Genomic DNA, 18,289 nt, shown 5'->3' with positions numbered 1-18,289 from the left:
CCTGATCCCTTCCCGAACTCAGAAGTGAAACCTCTTAGCGCTGATGGTAGTGTGGGGTTACCCATGTGAGAGTAAGTCATCGCCAGCTCATTATTCTAAACACCCCCGTTCCAATGAATGGGGGTGTTTTTTTATTGGGGGAATTTGTATCGTCAATTCTTTATATGATTATAATGGAAGAAATTCATATCAAGTCTAATAAGGATATAACATGTCTACCGATCAACAATTCCCAACACCCAATAATTTAGGTATTGCAGTTTATACAAATAATGCAGAAGCTATTGGTAATACTCCTTTAGTTCGCATCAACCGTTTAATTAAAACTGGTGCAACTGTATTAGCGAAAGTAGAAAGTCGTAATCCTGCCTTTTCTGTGAAATGCCGTATTGGGGCTGCACTTATTGCAGATGCAGAAAAAAGAGGTGTGTTGAAAGAAGGCATGCATATAGTTGAACCAACTAGTGGTAATACAGGGATTGCATTGGCTTTTGTTGCGGCAGCGAAGGGGTATGCAATTACTTTGACTATGCCAGCCAGCATGAGTCTTGAACGTAGAAAAGTATTAAAAGCTTTAGGTGCTAATTTAGTTCTAACTGAACCGGCGAAAGGGATGAAAGGGGCGGTTGATGAAGCGGTACGATTAGCAACTGAACAGCCAGATGTTTATTTTTTGCCACAACAATTTGAAAATCCAGCCAATCCACAAATTCATGTGGACACAACTGGCCCAGAAATTTGGCAAGCAACAGGTGGGCAGGTTGATATTTTAGTTGCTGGCGTAGGTACTGGAGGTACGATAACGGGTATTTCTCGTTATTTTGAACAGGTCCAAAATAAGCCATTGTACTCAGTAGCAGTTGAACCTGCTGAGTCTCCAATTATTACTCAAACTAAAAATGGTGAAAGTATTACGCCTGCACCCCATAAAATTCAGGGGATTGGTGCAAACTTTATTCCAAAAAATCTTGATTTAGATTTGGTTGATGAAGTCTTACCAGTGAGTAGTGAAGAAGCAATTCAATGGGCGAGAAACTGTGCAACTCAAGAAGGTATTTTGGTAGGTATCTCAAGTGGAGCTGCCTTGGCTGCTGCAGCTAAAATTGCAGAGCGTCGTGAAAATGCTGGTAAAACAATAGTTGTTATTCTTCCTGATAGCGGAGAACGTTATTTATCTTCTGTTTTATTTGAAGGTTTATTTGACGAATAAAATTAACTATGTAAAAAAGCCCATTAATAGATGGGCTTTTTTATTTGATCTGAATTTATAATGCACTTTTTAAATTTTTCTGATGACGTTTCACAGATCGAGCATATTTTTTTGCTTTGTGTCGTGTCCAGAAGCTTCGCTCATATCCAGTCGGTCCCACATTATAATAAGCTGTTGCTTTGAACCAACTATCAGCTGACTGATAATAGTGATTTAAGATATAAGCCCCACATTGGATATTAGTAGTTTCATCATACAAATTCCCAGCACAAGTTTGTTGCCAATAACTCGGAATAATTTGAGTTAAACCGACAGCACCAGTAGGAGAGCGAGCATTACTATTGTAACTAGACTCTTGCCTGATGACTGCTGCGAGTAAAAGAGGGGGGACATTATATTGGTCAGCACTTTGAATAATCATTGGAGATAGCCGATTGGCTGTACTCGCTGGAACAGAATAAGCTTTTTGTAAGCCAGACGAGAGTTTATTGGAGCGCCAAGAAAATGAGCCACTGTTAGGTCCTAAGCTTGTACACCCTGTCATTATTGTCATCAATGCAATAATAAAAAATTTGAAGCTAAGGCGGTGTAATTCTGATGGTTCAAAATGATCTTGAGCTAAAGATGAGGTAAGCAAAATACAAAACCAATAATCAAATTTCAAATAAAATGATGGTATTCAGCCGTACTTATCGGATCAATATAAGTTCTGTTGCTCAGCACATCTATAAAGTAAGAATTTTGTATAATTAAAATGAAAAAACCCCGACATCCTGTCGAGGTTTCTTCGTATTCAGCTTTATGTAGTTAACTCCTGTCAACTACCGCTTCCTGCGTTCTTATTCTTCTTCAATGAGACATCCTGTCTCTCTATGATTTATATACTATGAAAAAATACTAAAGCTGAATATCCGCAAATCACCGCAAGTTTTGTACGTTTTAACTTACAGTCGTTTTTTTTCAACTTTCTTAGATATGATGTCGACTAATTTCTGGGCTATAGGAGCACAAATCAATACACTTGGGAAAGCTAATATCCATGCAATGATCCAAGCCGATAACCATAATGAAACGAAGTGATGATTTAGCCCTACAGCCTTGAAAGTTGAAATACCTGAAACTATAAAAGACATCATTCCTGATAAAATTAAGAGGAATAAAAGTTTCTGTGCTTTCATGGCCTTATATTCCTTGATAAGCATTTAAGGTCAATGCAAAATTTTCTCCAAATTGTTGAGCAGTTTTAATATCTCCTTCATCAAAACCATCTGCATTACTGCCATGTTCAGCTTGAGCCATTAAGCCTGACCATGAACCGAGACGGTTGGCTGCTTGCGTATAAGGAATGCCTTTGTGCTGTTCAGGCATGATTGGATTACCGACCCATAACATGCCGTGTTGCATACAAAAGGTGAAAATCGAAATTAACGTCGATTGTTTATCACCAGCAGGAAGGGAGGAAACGGTAAATCCAGCCGCTAATTTTCCTTTAAAACTTTGTTTTTTCCATAATGGACCAGTTGCATCCATGAGTTGTTTTAATTTGGAAGATACACCACCTAAATAAGTGGGGGATCCCCAAATTAAGCCGTCATATTGGATGAGAATTTCTGGGCTGTTGATAATATCTTCAGTATTGAGTAAATCTGCTTTCATATTTTTATGGCTCAAAATACCAGTTTGAATTTGCTGAGCAATAAATTGGGTGTGGCCTTGGCGGCTATGGTAAATGATGGCAATAGTTTTCATGAGTAGTCTCCTCTTTATTTAAATTTGAAATAGTTTTGCAGTGAGATATAAGCCACAACCAAAAACAATATGGTTCATCAAACTTTTTAGACAGTTTAAAAAAGGATGAGGTGTTTTTGATGAAGCAAAGCCACCACCCATCGCAGGTTGCATAATAAAAAATGGAATGAGGACGGTGACTACACCAAATAGAAGTGCTGAATAAAACTGAGGTTGGCTAAGCCAAGTTGAACCAATAATGAAAAGAAAACTCAATGCAAAGATAATCCCAACACTATAGTGAGCAATCCAACCCAATAAATACTCATGCTTAATTGAGGGGCTTTTTGCAATAGATTGATGAATAAGTTTCCCTTGAAATATCCAACCAACCCAGCGACCGAGGAAGGCAAAATTTAAGGTCGGAATTTTGAATATCTTTAATATGAACAGCCAGATATCCATAAATATAGTTGCACCAATACCAAGACATAAAGCTTGAAAGAACAACGTAGAGGTATTCATTTTTACACCTTGCTTTTATACGTATGAAACGTGATAAATTTATTGTGCAAGTTCAAGTTCACTTGAAGTCAAGAGGTTATTATGGATATTGGTGAAGTTTCTAAGAAGGCAAAAGTCACAACTGCAACGCTACGCTTTTATGAAGAGAAAGGACTAATTAAATCGATAGGGCGGCAAGGCTTACGTCGACAATATGGCAAGAAGGTAATTGATCAATTGGCATTAATCTCTTTAGGTCGCGCTGCGGGTTTTTCTTTAAATGAGATCGCTGCAATGTTTGGACAAGATGGTAAGCCTGAGCTTGATCGGCAAAAATTAAAAGATAAAGCTGAACAATTAGAGCAAATGGCAAAACGATTGCATTTTATCAGCCAAGGATTAGAACATGCTGCTGTATGTCCTGCTGAAAATCATATGGAATGTCCAACTTTCCAAAAATTTTTAAAAGCAGCAATTGCTGGAGAATATCAGCCAACAAAACTTTAATCAGTTTTCAGCAAAGAAGTCGAATTTTTAAGGTTGTATTAAATAGTTAGTCTTGTCATATTTTTGCCATAAAGATTTCATCTTTTTGAAGTAAAAATTTCATATAAGCTTGATTAAATTTGCTTAATTTTTTACCAAATGTATAAAACCATGAGCAAAAAAACATTAGCGGTATTATTATGCTGTGCCAGTTTAGGATTGGCGGCATGTAATGATGATAACGACCACGAACAAACTTCACCTACTGAAAACGTTACCGAACCAACCTTAATTTCTTTTGCTAAGTTACCTGTAGAAACTTATGCTGCTGGTCCAGACTCTGGCGCATATGTGAAAGGTGCAAATGGAATTTATCCTCCATTTAAAGGTCAACCTGTACAAGGCTTTTCTGCTGCATTAAAAAATGAAGATGGCAGTTATATGGCAATGGCCGATAACGGTTTTGGCACTCAAGATAATTCATCAGACTTTTTACTTCGTATTTATAAAATAAAGCCTGATTTCAAAACTAAAGCTAAAGGCACGAGCCAAGTTACTGTACAAAGCTTTATCCAACTGCGTGATCCGAATAAATTAATTCCATTTAATATCATCAATGGTAATACACCTGAGCGTTTATTAACGGGTGCTGATTTTGACCCAGAGTCGATGCAGCGTACTAGTGACGGGACCTACTGGATTGGAGATGAATTTGGTCCATATTTACTCCATTTCTCAGCAGATGGCGTGTTATTAGATGCACCGATTGCTCTGCCAAATCCGTTAAATCCGACTCAAGAATTACGTTCACCACAAAATCAGTTTAATAAAGCACAAATTAATTTTGTAGAACCTCTAGTTCAACAAAGTGGCGGTTTTGAAGGAATGGCGATTTCGCCAGATGGGCAGTATCTTTACCCTCTTATAGAAAAGCCAATTAAATCAATTCGAGAAACGGAAAGACAATTATTGATTTCTCAATTTGATGTGAAGAAAAAAGCGTATACAGGAAAATATTATTGGTTCCAGTTAGACAGTAAGGCAACCAATATTGGGGATTTCCAACTCTTTAATAATAATGAGGGTATTATTATTGAACGTGATGCCACGCAGAATAATTTAGGAGGTTATAAAAAATTAATTCGTATTAAATTAAATGAGTCAGGCCAGCTAGTCAGCCGCGAAGACTTAGTCGATTTAATTAAAATTGCTAACCAGAATATGTTGTATGGCACAGCTAGAGCAGGGGATATTGGTACGGGACAGGTTTTTGCTTTTCCATTTGAAACCATTGAAGATGTGATTATTGAAAATGGCACAACGCTGACGGTTTTCAATGATAATAACTTCCCTGGTTCGACAGGACGTAACGCAAAACTGGCTGACGATAACGAGATTATTCAGATCCGTTTGCCAAAAGCTTTGTTCTAAGTTCTATAAATAAAAATTAAAACTGCGGCGGATTTTGGTCCGCCGTATTTATTCCAAGAAAAAATATTGAATAAACTTTAATCAAATTAATTTCTATATTGTTGTTTTCGCATGTTTTATAAACAGGGAAAATGAATGAAATTCATGTTAAAATGATCGGCTTTCATCTTTAGATGTCTCTCCTTCATCTGCTAGCCGAGATTCGCAAGCCATGTCTACTGCCTACACCATGCAGACTGCGCCCAAAGCGCTGTTTGATTACGACAAATATTGGGCGTCGTGTTTTGAACCCGCACCATTTTTGCCGATGTCACGAGAAGAAATGGACCAACTCGGCTGGGATGCGTGTGACTTTATTTTAGTCTGTGGTGATGCTTATATTGACCATCCATCATTTGTATCAGGTGTGATTGGACGTGTGCTTGAGGCACAAGGTTTCCGTGTCGGAATTATTGCGCAGCCAGACTGGACCAATGTTGAAAGCTTCCGAGTTTTAGGTAAGCCAACAATTGCTTGGGGTGTAACCGCAGGTAATATGGATTCGATGATTAACCGTTATACGGCAGATCGTAAAATCCGTTCGGATGATGCATATTCTCCAAATAATGAACCAAATAAACGTCCAGACCGCGCAGCAACAGTTTATTGCCAACGTTGTCGAGAAGCATTCCCTGATGTACCTGTGTTATTAGGTGGTATTGAAGGCAGTTTACGCCGTATCGCACACTACGATTATTGGTCAGATAAAGTCCGTCGTTCGATTTTGATGGACTCAAAAGCTGATTTGCTGATGTATGGTAATGGTGAGCGCGCCATTATTGATGTAATGCATCGTTTGGCTAAAGGTGAGAAAATCCACGAGATTACAGATGTTCGTGGTACGGCATTTATTATTAATAAACATAACAAAGCATCAAAAGCAAAGTTTGTTGAAGTTGCGAGTAATGATGTAGATACGGTTGGGCGTGTTGATCCAATTATTAACCCATATGTCATGACAGAAGATATTGATGGCTGTGAGGTTGAAAAAGAAAAGGGTAACTCTTTAGCTCAGTATCAAAATTTCCAAAAAGAGATTGTTGCAAATCCGATTGTGCGTGAAGGCGACAAACTTGATGACGACACTCAAATCGTTCAATTAAAGCCGGCACCGTCAAAAGCGATTAAACACAAATTGCCACCACGAGAGTTGGCGGTTATTCGCTTGCCTTCTTTTGAAGAAGTGGCAAATGATCAAGTGCTTTATGCGCATGCAAACCGTATTTTGCACCTTGAAACTAATCCAGGTAATGCTCGTGCACTCGTTCAACGCCATGGTGAACGAGATGTGTGGATTAACCCGCCTCCAATTCCTCTAACTACAGAGGAAATGGATTATGTGTTTGATTTACCTTATGCACGTTTGCCACATCCTACTTATGGTGATGCTCGTTTCCCTGCATTTGATATGATCAAATTCTCGGTCAACATTATGCGTGGCTGTTTTGGCGGCTGTACATTCTGTTCAATTACAGAACATGAAGGGCGTATTATTCAAAACCGTTCGGAAGACTCGATCTTACGTGAGATTGAAAAAATCCGTGATACTGCACCAAACTTCACCGGTATTATTTCAGATTTAGGTGGCCCAACAGCAAACATGTACCGTTTGCACTGTAAAGATCCTGAAATTGAGAAAAACTGTCGTAAACCTTCTTGTGTATATCCGGGTGTTTGTCAAAACTTGCATACGGATCATGCACCTTTAGTGCAGCTTTATCGTAAAGCGCGTGCCATTAAAGGTGTAAAGAAGATTCTGATTGGTTCAGGTTTACGTTATGACCTTGCGGTACTCAACCCTGAATATGTCAAAGAATTAGTACAGCACCACGTAGGTGGTTATTTAAAAATTGCTCCTGAACATACCGAGCAAGGCCCGTTATCTAAAATGATGAAACCGGGTATTGGTACGTATGATCGTTTCAAACAAATGTTTGACCGTTTCAGTAAAGAAGCAGGAAAAGAGCAATATTTAATTCCTTACTTTATTGCAGCACATCCGGGTACTTCAGATTATGACATGATGCATCTTGCAATTTGGTTGAAAAAGAATGGTTTCCGTGCCGATCAGGTACAGACTTTCTATCCATCGCCAATGGCAACTGCAACAACCATGTATTATTCGGGCAAAAACCCACTTGCTAAAGTCGCTCGCTATACTGAAAAAGTTGATATTGTAAAAGGTGAAAAACGCCGTCGTCTGCATAAAGCATTCTTGCGTTATCATGATCCAAACAACTGGCCATTACTTCGTGAGGCCCTAAAAGAGATGGGTCGCGCAGATTTAATTGGTAATTCGAAGCAGCATTTAATTCCGACTTATCAGCCAAAAGGCACAGAAGGGGAATATAAGTCTGCTCGCAAGAAAAATGCGTCTACAGCAGGTGATTCGGTTAAACGAAATAACCAGCAAACGAATAATCATTCGAATCAAAAGCGTCCACAAAAAGGACAGGTTCTAACGCAACATAATGGTTTACCTCCCCGTGAAACAGGAGAAAAAAGACCGTTTGGCGGGAAAAGTAAACCTAAATCTAAAGTTCGTGGATAATGATAAAACAGGCTCTTAAATAGAGCCTGTTTTGTTTTTTATAACTCTATTTAAATCGTATAATGAGATTTTTGAGGATTTAAAGTACAAAAAACGTAACGAATAATGATAAATAGCCAAAATCTGACGAGCTGCACTTGATTGTTATTGATTCTATGATTATAAATAATGTGAGGGTGGCTAAATTTAAGCCAAGCTTGATAACTACAAGTGAAATTACTAAGTGAACCTTTTAAAAAACGGCTGTGTCGTTATCAATTAAAACAAAGTGTGATCTAGCAAAATCATTATAAAAAACTTAAAGGATTAGGCCCATGTATTATTTAATCACGATCTTATTATTATTTCTGGTTGTTGTTATGGCAGTGAAAAGTCTGTCACGAAGGCATCAACATGATAGTGCTTTAAAGCGCCGTGCAGTGTTAACTAGCCATGAGCAAATGACCTTAACCAGACTACAAACTGTTTTGCCCAAATTTACCGTATTAGCGCATGTATCTTTTGATGCACTTCTAACAACAAAATACGCGCATACACGTCGTAAATATCAAAATATGTCAGCTGATTTTGTTGTGCTTGATCAAAATTATCAGGTAATTGTAGTCGTTGTTCTAGGGGAAAACGGTTTACGCCGAGCGCATCAACAATATGAGCGTCGCCTATTACAATTGGCTGGCTATCGTGTGCTTCATTATAGTAGTGTGCCTGATTATCATGACTTAAGAAGAGACTTATTGAGTCCTGAATCAGAATTAGCAACTTTGCATGCGACACCCCAGCTAGAAAGAATGTCAAACGCTTTTGTGAAGCCTTAAAAATTCGACATTAGCAGAATTGATTTGAGAGCTCATTTAAGAAGATTTGAATAAAATGCTGAAATTCAAAATTTTAAAATTATTAAAAAATTGAGCAATATCACCCAAGATATTGCTCAATTTTACATAGATTTATAATTATAAAAATTATGGAAGTACCGCAACAACCGTCATTTCTACAAGTACATCTGGTGCATAGAGTTTTGATTCTACACATGTACGTGCTGGTGGGTTCCCTTCGCTAATCCATGCATCCCAAACCGCATTCATAGCTGCATAATCTTTTTCAATATCTTTTAGGAAAATCATGACAGAAAGGATATGGGTTTTATCTGTTCCAGCTTCTGCTAATAGACGATCAATATTATCTAAAGTTTGTTGAGTCTGCCCTGTGACATCTGCGCTTGTATCATCGGCGAGTTGCCCAGCTAGGTGTACTAAATTACCTGAAATCGCAACTTCGCAATAGCGTGAAGTAACGTGTAAACGCTTTACCGTCATAAAAATGCTCTAAAGTGGCTTTATTTAATAGTTTTGATTTTATGAAGAGTTGCTAGGTCGGTGCAAGCAAGTAGAAAAGAATTTCAGTAGATTATTGTGAGGAAGGGATATCTAAGCCATGTATCAGAAGAGCCCTGCAATATTCGGATTTGGTCGTCACGCCAATCACAGGACGATATGCCGAAAGTAAAGGTTGCTTTGGCATGTTGCAAATACATGGGTAATGAATATGCGTGGATTAGGTTACTCTAAAGTTTCAGTAAAAGGGAGTCTATTTTGTTTAAAAGTTGCTCTTTTGAGTGAAAAGTAGTCAATTACCAGAGGTTAAGCTGGAAGTCATCCGCTTGGGTTTGTAATTGATAAACGCCTATACCAATCAGGCGAAACTGGAAATGTTCGGGTATCTGCATTTCATTTAACAATAAAAATAAAACTTGGATTAGGTCCTGTAGCGACTGGATCGGCCTTTTAAAGCTTTTACTATGTTGTAGAGTCTGAAAATTCTTGAGTTTAAGTTTGATATTGACACCACGTGCATTAAGCTGTTTTTTCTCTAGTGTTTGCCACACTTTTTCGGCTAATCCCTGCCAATAGGGCTGACATTGAGCCAAAGTAAAATCACTGTCAAAAGTTGTCTCTTTCGAAATTTGTTGGCGAGCTCTTTCAGCTTGAACAGGTCTATGGTCAATGCCCTGAGCATATAGATAGAGTTGTTGTCCATATTTACCGAAGTGGTGAACCAAAACAGCTTCTTCAATTTTCTGTAAATCACCTAACGTATATAGCTGAAGCTGTTGTAATTTTTCCTGAGTGACTTTACCCACGCCTGGAATCTTTTTAAGCGGAAGGTCTTGAATAAAAGTAGCAACTTGCGAAGGTTTGATTACACATAAGCCATTAGGTTTGTTCCAATCCGAAGCAATTTTTGCCAAAAACTTATTTGGTGCCACACCAGCTGATGCGGTCAATCCGGTTAATCTAAAAATATCTTCCCGAATATGCATGGCAACTTCAGTTGCACTCGCAATCTGTTTTAGGTTTTCAGTGACATCTAAATAAGCTTCATCTAAAGATAAAGGTTCAATAAGTAGTGTATATTGCTGAAAGATTGAGTGAATTTGAGCGGAAACCGTACGGTATTTTTCAAAATTTGGTTCAATAATGACAACTTGAGGACATAGTTTTCTTGCCTGACTCATCGATATGGCAGAACGCAAACCAAATTCACGGGCAGGATAGGAGGCAGCAGCAATCACAGCTCGCGGATGATGCGAAGAAATAACGACGGGAAGATGCTTTAGATCAGGACGCTCTCGCAATTCGACCGATGCATAGAAGGCATCCATATCGATATGAATGATTTTGCGCATATTATTGTGCTTTCACGATGCCTTGCTGCTGTAAAAAATGATGCCATTCTTTGACTGAACCCTCATAAACATTTAAGTCTACTGGTTTTGTCATGCCTTCAATTTTACCTTGATTACTATGCTGCCAAAAGAGCCATTTTCTTTTGTCTTTTAGCTCAGGTTTTCCTTCGTAATCTCTGACCCAAAGTGGTGTATTAGGGAAACTTCCTATTAATACAATGTGGTAAAAAGTTTTGGAAATATAAAAGATAGGCTGTTTGCCATAGTGCTGTTTTAAGCGGGCATGCATGATGCCTATTTCTTTAAGTAATTGTTCTTTGGTGTGAGCATTAATACAGTTACCGTCATATTCTAGGTCGATAACAGGAGGAAGGGCATCGGCTTTGTTGGGTACAGTCGCAATAAAGTTATCCGCTTGCGTTTTACCATCACGGCATAGACGATAAAAGTGATAAGCGCCTACATGAAAACCATGTTCACGTGCCTTGAGCCAGTTTTCCTGAAATTTTGAATCTTTGTAATCGCCGCCTTCAGTCGCTTTTAAATAGACGAATTGGAATTTTTCCGGTGATATTTTTTTCCAGTTAATATCACCTTGATGATGAGAAACATCGAACCCTTGCACCGGATAATCCTGCGCAACAGCTTTTTGTTGATAGAACAGACCAAAATAAGCTAAGACTCCCATAACACAAGCTAAGCCAATTCCGATTAGAGTATTGTGCCGTGATGTGAAAAAAGTTTTAGCCAGTTTGCTCATTCAAAACTCGTTAAAATTTGAAGTCGACATCATAGCGTGATTCGCGAGCGAGAAACCATGCTAAAAATGCAACCGCTTATACAGACGTATCCTTTGGAATTTGCCAGAAAATAAAAGCAGTAATGACATTGATACAACCGAGACAAATGAGAGTGACATGAAACGCTGTTGTCACGTGGTCTGCACCATAATAATTAGTAAAAATATTAATGAGGGTACCTGCCAGTGCTACACCAATACTCATTGATAGCATCATGATCATTGATAGGAAACTATTACCGCTACTTGCATCTTGTTGAGGCAAGTCTTTCAAGGTTAATGTATTCATGCCAACAAATTGCAGTGAATTTAATGTGCCAAATAAGAAAAAGTGCAAGGCTCTAAACCAAGTTGGAGTATCGACGGTCATGATTGCAAAAGAGGCAATACATAGCCCAACTAATGTTGTGTTGATGAGTAAAAAACGTCGATAGCCAATTTTTTGAATAATAGGCCTGACAATTGGCTTTGAAAATAATGAGCCCAAGACCAATGGAATCATCATTAAACCTGCAATAAATGGTTCAAAACCAAAAGCGACTTGTAGCATGAGTGGTAAAACAAAAGGTAAGGCATTACCACCAAAGCGAGCAAAGAAATTACCTAAAATACCAATCGCATAAATTTTGTTTCTAAAGAGTCGGCTGCGGAATAATGCATTTTGATGAGTATGTGAATGGTAGGCATACCATAGTGTTGCGATTATTCCGACGACTAATAGCGAAATACTAAACCATTTTGAATATTCAGGTGAGGCTAGATGTTCGATCCCTAAAGACCAGCCAATCATGGCCACGACTAATAAGATAAAGCCCCCCAAATCGAATGTTTTGACTGAGGGTTCTTTTACATTTGGCATGACTTTTAGTGTCATTAGTATACCAAGTATGCCCATAGGAATATTGATAAGAAAAATCCAGTGCCAAGTTGCAACTTCAACCAACCATCCGCCCAAAGTTGGACCAGCCAAAGGTCCGAGTAAACCTGCAAGGCTCATTAAGCTCATCGCAGCTAAGAACTGAGTTCGAGGAATAATTTTTAAAAGTGATAATCGGCCAACAGGAAGTAGTAAGGCGCCGCCTATGCCTTGGATGACTCGGAAAAATAACAGCTCATTGAGACTCTGAGAAAGACCACAACCTAAAGAAGCCAGAGTAAAAATTACGATTGCCGACAAGAAAATATTTCTAACACCAAAGCGGTCTGCTAACCATCCACTTAGAGGAATACAGGCAGCAACCGATAATACATAGGCCACCACTACACTGTGCATGCGTAAAGGGTCTTCATTTAGATGATGAGCCATTGCAGGAATAGCAGTATTTACAATGGTTGTGTCCAAGGCCTGCATAAAAAAGCCAATAGAAACCAAAAGAACGAGTAAGCGATATTCGGGTTGCAAGGCTTGGTGAGTCGGCGTGGCATTCATAACATTTGAAAATTAACGTTTTGGTCTAGTGTAAAACAAATTGAATTTAAAAGAAGTAAGCCAATGTTGAATACCCCTTTACTAAATCCAAGTTCTTTTGAAGGCAGAGGTGAAAATAGTTAAAACAAAAAAAGCGGCAGAACCGCTTTTTTAAATAGAGTAGGGGAACAACTAGACAACAAATCTTTTTGGCATTTTTAAGTTTTTAATGACGTTATAAATTTGATCAACATCATCACATACAATTAATTTAGCTCGGTGCTGAAGGGGAAGGAAACCTTCTTGAACTGCATGGTCTAATTGGGCAATAAGTGCGCTATAAAAGCCATTTACGTTATATAAAATCATAGGCTTTTGATGTTGGTTGAGTTGGCCCCAAGTGGCTATTTCCAATATTTCTTCAAATGTTCCTAAGCCACCCGGTAACGCAATAAATGCACTTGCGCGCTCTGCCATCATGGCTTTACGTTCATGCATGGTTTCTACGACATGTAATTCAGTTAGGCCTGCATGTGCGACTTCATAATCAAGCATAAATTCAGGGATCACACCGACAGCTTCTCCGCCGTTTGCGAGAACGCTCTCTGCGACTTGTCCCATTAAACCGATACTGGCACCGCCATAGACTAATCCAAAGCCTTGTTCAGCGATTCCATGAGCAAGTTCAATTGCTTTTTCTCGGTAGATTGGGTTATTTCCTGCACGTGAACCACAATATAATGCAATAAGAGGTTGTTTTGTTTTTACAGCTGTTATTGGTGAATCATTTACTGCCATTGTTAATACGCTATTCATTGTTTTATTTTTACCTTATCACGTTCATATTTCTTGTCTACAGTAAGCAAAAGATATGACAACTTTATAAGCAGATTTATAAGAAAGATTCATGTTTTGTATGGGTTTGGTGAATGCTGGTCATGAACAAATAAAAATGATGAATTTATGTTAAATCTTGCCTATACTAAAAATTCGTTTAACAACATATGAACAAATATGGGTAGTGGTTGTAGTCGCTCCGTTTTAATTTCTTGTCTTAAAAAAACATTTTCCCCCCTTTGTATAGGCGCGCCTGTTGTGTTGCCAAATAAAGATAAAATCCAAACAACACAGGAGCAGGATCAATGATCTTTGAATGGATGTCTGATCCCTCTGCTTGGGTGGGTTTAGCAACTTTAATCGTTCTTGAAATTGTATTGGGGATCGATAACCTCGTTTTTATCGCGATTTTGGCTGAGAAATTGCCGCCAGAGCAACGAGCTAAAGCACGTATAGTCGGTTTGGTACTCGCATTAGGAATGCGCCTTGTACTCTTAGCCTCGATTGCTTGGGTCGTGACACTGACTGAGCCACTCTTCCATATTTTTGATCATCCATTTTCTGGTCGTGATTTGATTTTGTTATTCGGTGGTGTGTTCTTATTATTTAAAGGCACCATGGAATTGCATGAACGGATGGAAGGAAAACAACTTCATAAAGAAGATAATCCTGTTCATGCTGCATTCTGGATGGTTATTGTCCAGATTGTTGTGCTTGATGCTGTATTCTCGTTAGACAGTGTGATTACAGCTGTAGGTATGGTGAAAGAGCTGTCAGTGATGATGGTTGCGGTTGTTATTGCTGTCGGAATCATGTTGTGGGCATCAAAACCACTCATGGACTTCGTCAATAAACATCCAACAGTTGTCATTCTGTGTCTTGGCTTCTTGATGATGATCGGTTTCTCTTTGGTGGTGGAAGGCTTTGGTTTCCATATTCCGAAGGGCTATTTATATGCTGCAATTGGCTTCTCGGTTTTGGTAGAAGTTATCAATCAGAGCATGCGTCGCAATCAGGAAAAGCTAGTTACCACTACAGATTTACGTTATCGCACTGCCTCTGCGGTTTTACGTATGTTAGGCAGTAAAAATAGTAGTTCTTCAGATACTCAATCTTCTGATAAAGAAGATGTATTAGCGACGCAAGCTTTTGCTGATGAAGTTTTTGACGAAGAAAATGGTGCTTATCACAGTGTGCTTGTACAAGGTGTGCTTGGTTTATCAGAGCGTCCTGTAAAATCTGTTATGACTCCACGCCCTGAACTTGAGTGGATTGACTTAGACGATGAACCTGAAGTTTTAAAAGAACGTTTAATGTCGATGACACATTCTCGTTTGATCGTTGCACGCGGTGAACTTGATAATATTGAGGGTATTGCACTTACGCATAAAGTTTTAAACAACTTTATTGAAACAGGTGTAGTTGATTTCCAAAAGCATCTACGTGAACCTGTGATTGTGCATGAAAATGCTCAAGTGCTTATGGTGATGGAGCAATTGCGTCAAGCACCTTTACAAATGGCTATCGTATTAAATGAATATGGTTCCATCGAAGGTATCGCAACACCAATTGATATCTTAGAAGCGATTGCTGGTGAATTCCCTGATGAAGATGAGTTAGACGCTGCTGCTGAAAGCTTGGCAGACGGTTCATTAATGCTTGAAGGTTCAACTGATATTCGCCATGTATCACTTTTATTAGGTCGTGATCTCGTTGACGAAAGTGAACAGTATTCAACTTTATCGGGCTACTTGTTATTCCATTTAGGCCGTTTACCGGAAAATGGTGAAGCTGTTGAGGCAGACGGTTATCGCTTTGAAGTGATTACGATGGAAGGTCATAAAATTGAGAAAGTTCATATTGTTTCTATCGAACAAGATGAATCAAAAGATTAAATGACGTTTTAAGTCTAGAAACATCATAAAATAGCTCAACTCTGAGCTATTTTTTTATTTGAGACACACCAAATGACCCAACAAACTTGTCCATGTGGAAAAGGCCGCTATATAGAATGTTGTGAGCCTTTACATTTAGGCACAGCCAAAGCACTAACGGCAGAGCAGCTTATGCGTTCACGTTATAGCGCTTTTGCATTACAGCAAATTGATTATATTGTGCAAACGACTGCTTTAGGTCAGCAAACAGCTCTTGATAAAGATGCTATCGCAGAGTGGAGCAAACAAAATCAATGGTTGGGTTTAGAGGTGGTTAACGCCAACGAAAAATTAGATAAAACTCATGCACAGGTTGAGTTCAAGGCTCATTATCATGATGGGCAAAAAGCTCAAATTCACCACGAGGTTTCACATTTTGTTTATCACCAGCAAAAATGGTTTTTCCTCGACCCAACGGTCGATATGCAGGTCACCATGAAACAACCTTGTATATGTGGTTCAGGAAAAAAATTTAAGCAATGCTGTGCACAATTTCTGTAAGTTTATCTTAAAATACGCCCACTGTTTGGCCTGAGGGAAAGGGCGATGTTACTCACCGTTATTTATATTATTGCGATTACTGCGGAAGCCATGACAGGAGCATTATCTGCTGGTCGACGGAGTATGGACTGGTTCGGTGTCGTACTGATTGCCTGTGTGACTGCTTTAGGTGGTGGTTCGGTGCGAGATGTATTGCTTGGTCACTATCCTTTAACTTGGGTAAAACATCCTGAATACTTAGTTCTGACCTGCTGTGCTGCATTTGTCACGATTATTATTGCCAAATGGATGCGTCATTTACATAACATCTTTTTGGTGCTCGATGCTTTAGGCTTGATTGGTTTTACGATCATTGGTTGCCAGATTGCCTTACAAATGGGACATGGTTTTGTCGTCTCAGCAGTAGCTGGAGTGTTGACTGGAGTATCTGGTGGTATTTTACGTGATATTTTATGTAACGATGTCCCGTTCGTTTTCCGCCGTGAACTCTATGCGAGTATCTCTTTTGTGGCAGTCATCTGTTACTGGGTTTGTCAGGATTTAGGATTAAGCCTAGAGTTAACCGTTATTTCAACTTTAATTTTTGGCTTTACCTTACGTCTGATTGCAATCTATTTTGGCTTAGAAATGCCTAAATTTATTTATAAAGATGATGATGCAGAATCGGCTTCTTCAACTGACGAACATTAATCATGCAGAATTCGATGTGAGCATGATATAACAATTAAATATATTGTCTTGCTCACTTATTTTTTCCAGTAGAGTTTTTCCTATGGATCTGGTTTCACGTATACAAAATCTTCCAATTGGCAAATTTCACTACACATTACTGTGGGTGGTTGGTTTAGGTTGGATGTTTGATGCGATGGACACCGGTATCATTGCTTTTATCATGACAACGCTTGTTAAAGACTGGGCATTAACACCAGCCGAAAGCGGTTGGATTGTGAGTATTGGTTTTGTAGGAATGGCTATTGGAGCTGTTTGCTCAGGAGCTTTAGCAGATCGCTTTGGCCGCAAGACAATATTTGCAGTGACCATGGCCATCTATAGTATTGCGACTGCCTTATGTGCTTTTGCTCCAGATTTGAAGTGGTTATTAATTTTCCGTTTTATTGTTGGTCTTGGGCTTGGTGGACAGTTACCCGTTGCAGTGACATTGGTGAGTGAATATATACCTGCCCATGTACGTGGTCGTTTTATCGTCCTACTCGAAAGTTTTTGGGGTTTGGGCTGGTTAGTTGCCGCACTCATTTCTTATTTTATTATTCCTAAATTTGGTTGGCACATTGCATTTCTTATGGGTGGCCTCCCACTGATTTATATTTTAGTAATTTGGAAAAAACTCCCTGAATCCATACCTTACCTGATTAACCGTGGACGTGTTGAAGAAGCACATGCATTGGTTCAAAAATTAGAAGCTCAAGCAGGCGTTCAAATTGTTCACCATATTGAAGTCGTGCCTGTAGCCATGCGACAAAAAGTCTCTTTTAAACAACTTTGGAGTGGTCAATTTGCTCGCAGAAGCTTAATGCTTTGGCTCATCTGGTTTGGAATTGTGTATTCCTACTACGGGATCTTTACATGGCTGCCAAGTTTATTAGTGAAACAGGGCTATGACATCGTTAAATCTTTTGAATATGTTTTGCTTATGATTTTGGCGCAGCTACCAGGCTACTTGGCAGCGGCATGGTTTGTAGAGCAGTTAGGTAGAAAAATTACACTCGCTGCATTTATCGGGTTTTGTGCGTTGTCTGCATATTTCTTTGGACAAGCCGATAGTGTAAATAGCATTATATTTTGGGGTTGTCTCATGTCCTTCTTTAATTTGGGTGCATGGGGAGTGTTATATACCTATACACCAGAGCAATATCCAGCCAACATTCGGGCTTTTGGTTCGGGCTGGGCATCGGCAATGGGCCGTTTAGGTGGAATTTTGGCGCCGATAGTCGTCACTCATATGATGGTTTCCAAAAATGGATTTAGCCATGTTTTTATGATGTTTACTATTGTTTTACTTTTGGTTGCAGCTGTAATTTTAATATTAGGTGAAGAAACCCAAGGTAAAAGACTAGAGTCGATAGGTCTCTAGTTTGCCTAACTTTATAGCAAGTAACTAAAAATATAGAGAGATGAGACATAATTTGACGCTCAGGTGACAGAGTCCCTCTTGTG

General features: G+C 38.9%; 19 protein-coding genes and 1 rRNA gene. 11 read left to right on the top strand and 9 right to left on the bottom strand.

Annotated features, from left to right (window positions below; translation table 11 throughout):
- Both rrf and cysK read left to right on the top strand, forming a co-directional pair.
- A 5S ribosomal RNA gene (rrf, locus tag WBW42_RS15495) occupies positions 1–88 on the top strand; the annotation flags it as partial.
- A gap of 123 nt (positions 89–211) precedes the next feature.
- On the top strand, positions 212–1,210 hold the full coding sequence (cysK, locus tag WBW42_RS15490) for a cysteine synthase A (RefSeq protein ID WP_005065649.1): 999 nt from the start codon (positions 212–214) through the stop codon (positions 1,208–1,210).
- A 55-nt stretch (positions 1,211–1,265) separates the two neighbouring features.
- Here the strand turns inward: cysK and WBW42_RS15485 are convergent, their stop codons facing one another.
- The 4 genes from WBW42_RS15485 to WBW42_RS15470 form a co-directional block, all read right to left on the bottom strand.
- Positions 1,266–1,874: a lytic transglycosylase domain-containing protein gene (locus WBW42_RS15485; RefSeq protein WP_080630986.1), complete on the bottom strand. Its 609-nt coding sequence runs from the start codon at positions 1,872–1,874 to the stop codon at positions 1,266–1,268.
- A gap of 280 nt (positions 1,875–2,154) precedes the next feature.
- Positions 2,155–2,388, bottom strand: a complete 234-nt coding sequence (locus tag WBW42_RS15480) for a DUF2798 domain-containing protein (protein ID WP_005065652.1) — start codon at positions 2,386–2,388, stop codon at positions 2,155–2,157.
- A gap of 4 nt (positions 2,389–2,392) precedes the next feature.
- A complete protein-coding gene (locus tag WBW42_RS15475; protein ID WP_005065655.1) occupies positions 2,393–2,959 on the bottom strand; it encodes a flavodoxin family protein in 567 nt (188 codons plus the stop codon).
- Between the two features lie 18 nt (positions 2,960–2,977).
- The gene (locus tag WBW42_RS15470; RefSeq protein WP_005065657.1) at positions 2,978–3,463 is read right to left on the bottom strand and encodes a DUF2938 domain-containing protein; all 486 of its coding nucleotides are present in this window, start codon (positions 3,461–3,463) and stop codon (positions 2,978–2,980) included.
- Between the two features lie 81 nt (positions 3,464–3,544).
- Here WBW42_RS15470 and WBW42_RS15465 point away from each other — a divergent pair, with 81 nt between their 5' ends.
- From WBW42_RS15465 to WBW42_RS15450, 4 genes are all read left to right on the top strand, one after another.
- The gene (locus tag WBW42_RS15465) at positions 3,545–3,949 is read left to right on the top strand and encodes a helix-turn-helix domain-containing protein (RefSeq protein WP_005065659.1); all 405 of its coding nucleotides are present in this window, start codon (positions 3,545–3,547) and stop codon (positions 3,947–3,949) included.
- Positions 3,950–4,099: 150 nt separating this feature from the next.
- Positions 4,100–5,359, top strand: coding sequence for an esterase-like activity of phytase family protein (locus tag WBW42_RS15460; protein WP_025469756.1), 1,260 nt, complete (start codon positions 4,100–4,102; stop codon positions 5,357–5,359).
- Between the two features lie 211 nt (positions 5,360–5,570).
- The gene (locus WBW42_RS15455) at positions 5,571–7,949 is read left to right on the top strand and encodes a YgiQ family radical SAM protein (RefSeq protein ID WP_032070651.1); all 2,379 of its coding nucleotides are present in this window, start codon (positions 5,571–5,573) and stop codon (positions 7,947–7,949) included.
- A gap of 314 nt (positions 7,950–8,263) precedes the next feature.
- Entirely contained in the window at positions 8,264–8,764 is a 501-nt protein-coding gene (locus WBW42_RS15450) for a DUF2726 domain-containing protein (RefSeq protein WP_002121669.1), read from the top strand.
- Between the two features lie 147 nt (positions 8,765–8,911).
- On the opposite strand, the gene WBW42_RS15445 is transcribed toward WBW42_RS15450, so the two are convergent.
- Entirely contained in the window at positions 8,912–9,265 is a 354-nt protein-coding gene (locus WBW42_RS15445) for a RidA family protein (protein ID WP_002121652.1), read from the bottom strand.
- A 193-nt stretch (positions 9,266–9,458) separates the two neighbouring features.
- Between WBW42_RS15445 and WBW42_RS15440 the strand changes: the two genes are divergently transcribed.
- Positions 9,459–9,575 (top strand): hypothetical protein, encoded by a 117-nt coding sequence (locus tag WBW42_RS15440; RefSeq protein WP_002121660.1) that lies wholly within the window; start codon positions 9,459–9,461, stop codon positions 9,573–9,575.
- A gap of 4 nt (positions 9,576–9,579) precedes the next feature.
- Here the strand turns inward: WBW42_RS15440 and dinB are convergent, their stop codons facing one another.
- From dinB to WBW42_RS15420, 4 genes are all read right to left on the bottom strand, one after another.
- The gene (gene dinB / locus WBW42_RS15435) at positions 9,580–10,635 is read right to left on the bottom strand and encodes a DNA polymerase IV (protein WP_032070650.1); all 1,056 of its coding nucleotides are present in this window, start codon (positions 10,633–10,635) and stop codon (positions 9,580–9,582) included.
- A gap of 1 nt (position 10,636) precedes the next feature.
- Entirely contained in the window at positions 10,637–11,395 is a 759-nt protein-coding gene (locus tag WBW42_RS15430; protein WP_016802737.1) for a glycoside hydrolase family 25 protein, read from the bottom strand.
- A gap of 76 nt (positions 11,396–11,471) precedes the next feature.
- The gene (gene mdtD / locus WBW42_RS15425; RefSeq protein ID WP_032070649.1) at positions 11,472–12,863 is read right to left on the bottom strand and encodes a multidrug transporter subunit MdtD; all 1,392 of its coding nucleotides are present in this window, start codon (positions 12,861–12,863) and stop codon (positions 11,472–11,474) included.
- Positions 12,864–13,034: 171 nt separating this feature from the next.
- Positions 13,035–13,658, bottom strand: a complete 624-nt coding sequence (locus tag WBW42_RS15420; protein WP_498478817.1) for an LOG family protein — start codon at positions 13,656–13,658, stop codon at positions 13,035–13,037.
- 326 nt (positions 13,659–13,984) lie between these two features.
- Between WBW42_RS15420 and WBW42_RS15415 the strand changes: the two genes are divergently transcribed.
- The 4 genes from WBW42_RS15415 to niaP all read left to right on the top strand — a co-directional run bounded on the left by WBW42_RS15415 (position 13,985) and on the right by niaP (position 18,206).
- On the top strand, positions 13,985–15,574 hold the full coding sequence (locus WBW42_RS15415) for a TerC family protein (RefSeq protein WP_032070648.1): 1,590 nt from the start codon (positions 13,985–13,987) through the stop codon (positions 15,572–15,574).
- 72 nt (positions 15,575–15,646) lie between these two features.
- On the top strand, positions 15,647–16,114 hold the full coding sequence (locus WBW42_RS15410; RefSeq protein ID WP_005065674.1) for a YchJ family protein: 468 nt from the start codon (positions 15,647–15,649) through the stop codon (positions 16,112–16,114).
- 45 nt (positions 16,115–16,159) lie between these two features.
- Positions 16,160–16,804 (top strand): trimeric intracellular cation channel family protein, encoded by a 645-nt coding sequence (locus WBW42_RS15405; RefSeq protein ID WP_002121256.1) that lies wholly within the window; start codon positions 16,160–16,162, stop codon positions 16,802–16,804.
- 82 nt (positions 16,805–16,886) lie between these two features.
- Complete coding sequence (niaP, locus tag WBW42_RS15400; protein WP_005065676.1) at positions 16,887–18,206, top strand: niacin transporter NiaP; 1,320 nt, start codon at positions 16,887–16,889, stop codon at positions 18,204–18,206.
- The last annotated feature ends 83 nt before the right edge of the window (positions 18,207–18,289 follow it).

The sequence above is a fragment of the Acinetobacter sp. LT1 genome (assembly GCF_059800965.1).
This window is presented reverse-complemented; position numbering and strand designations above follow the sequence as displayed.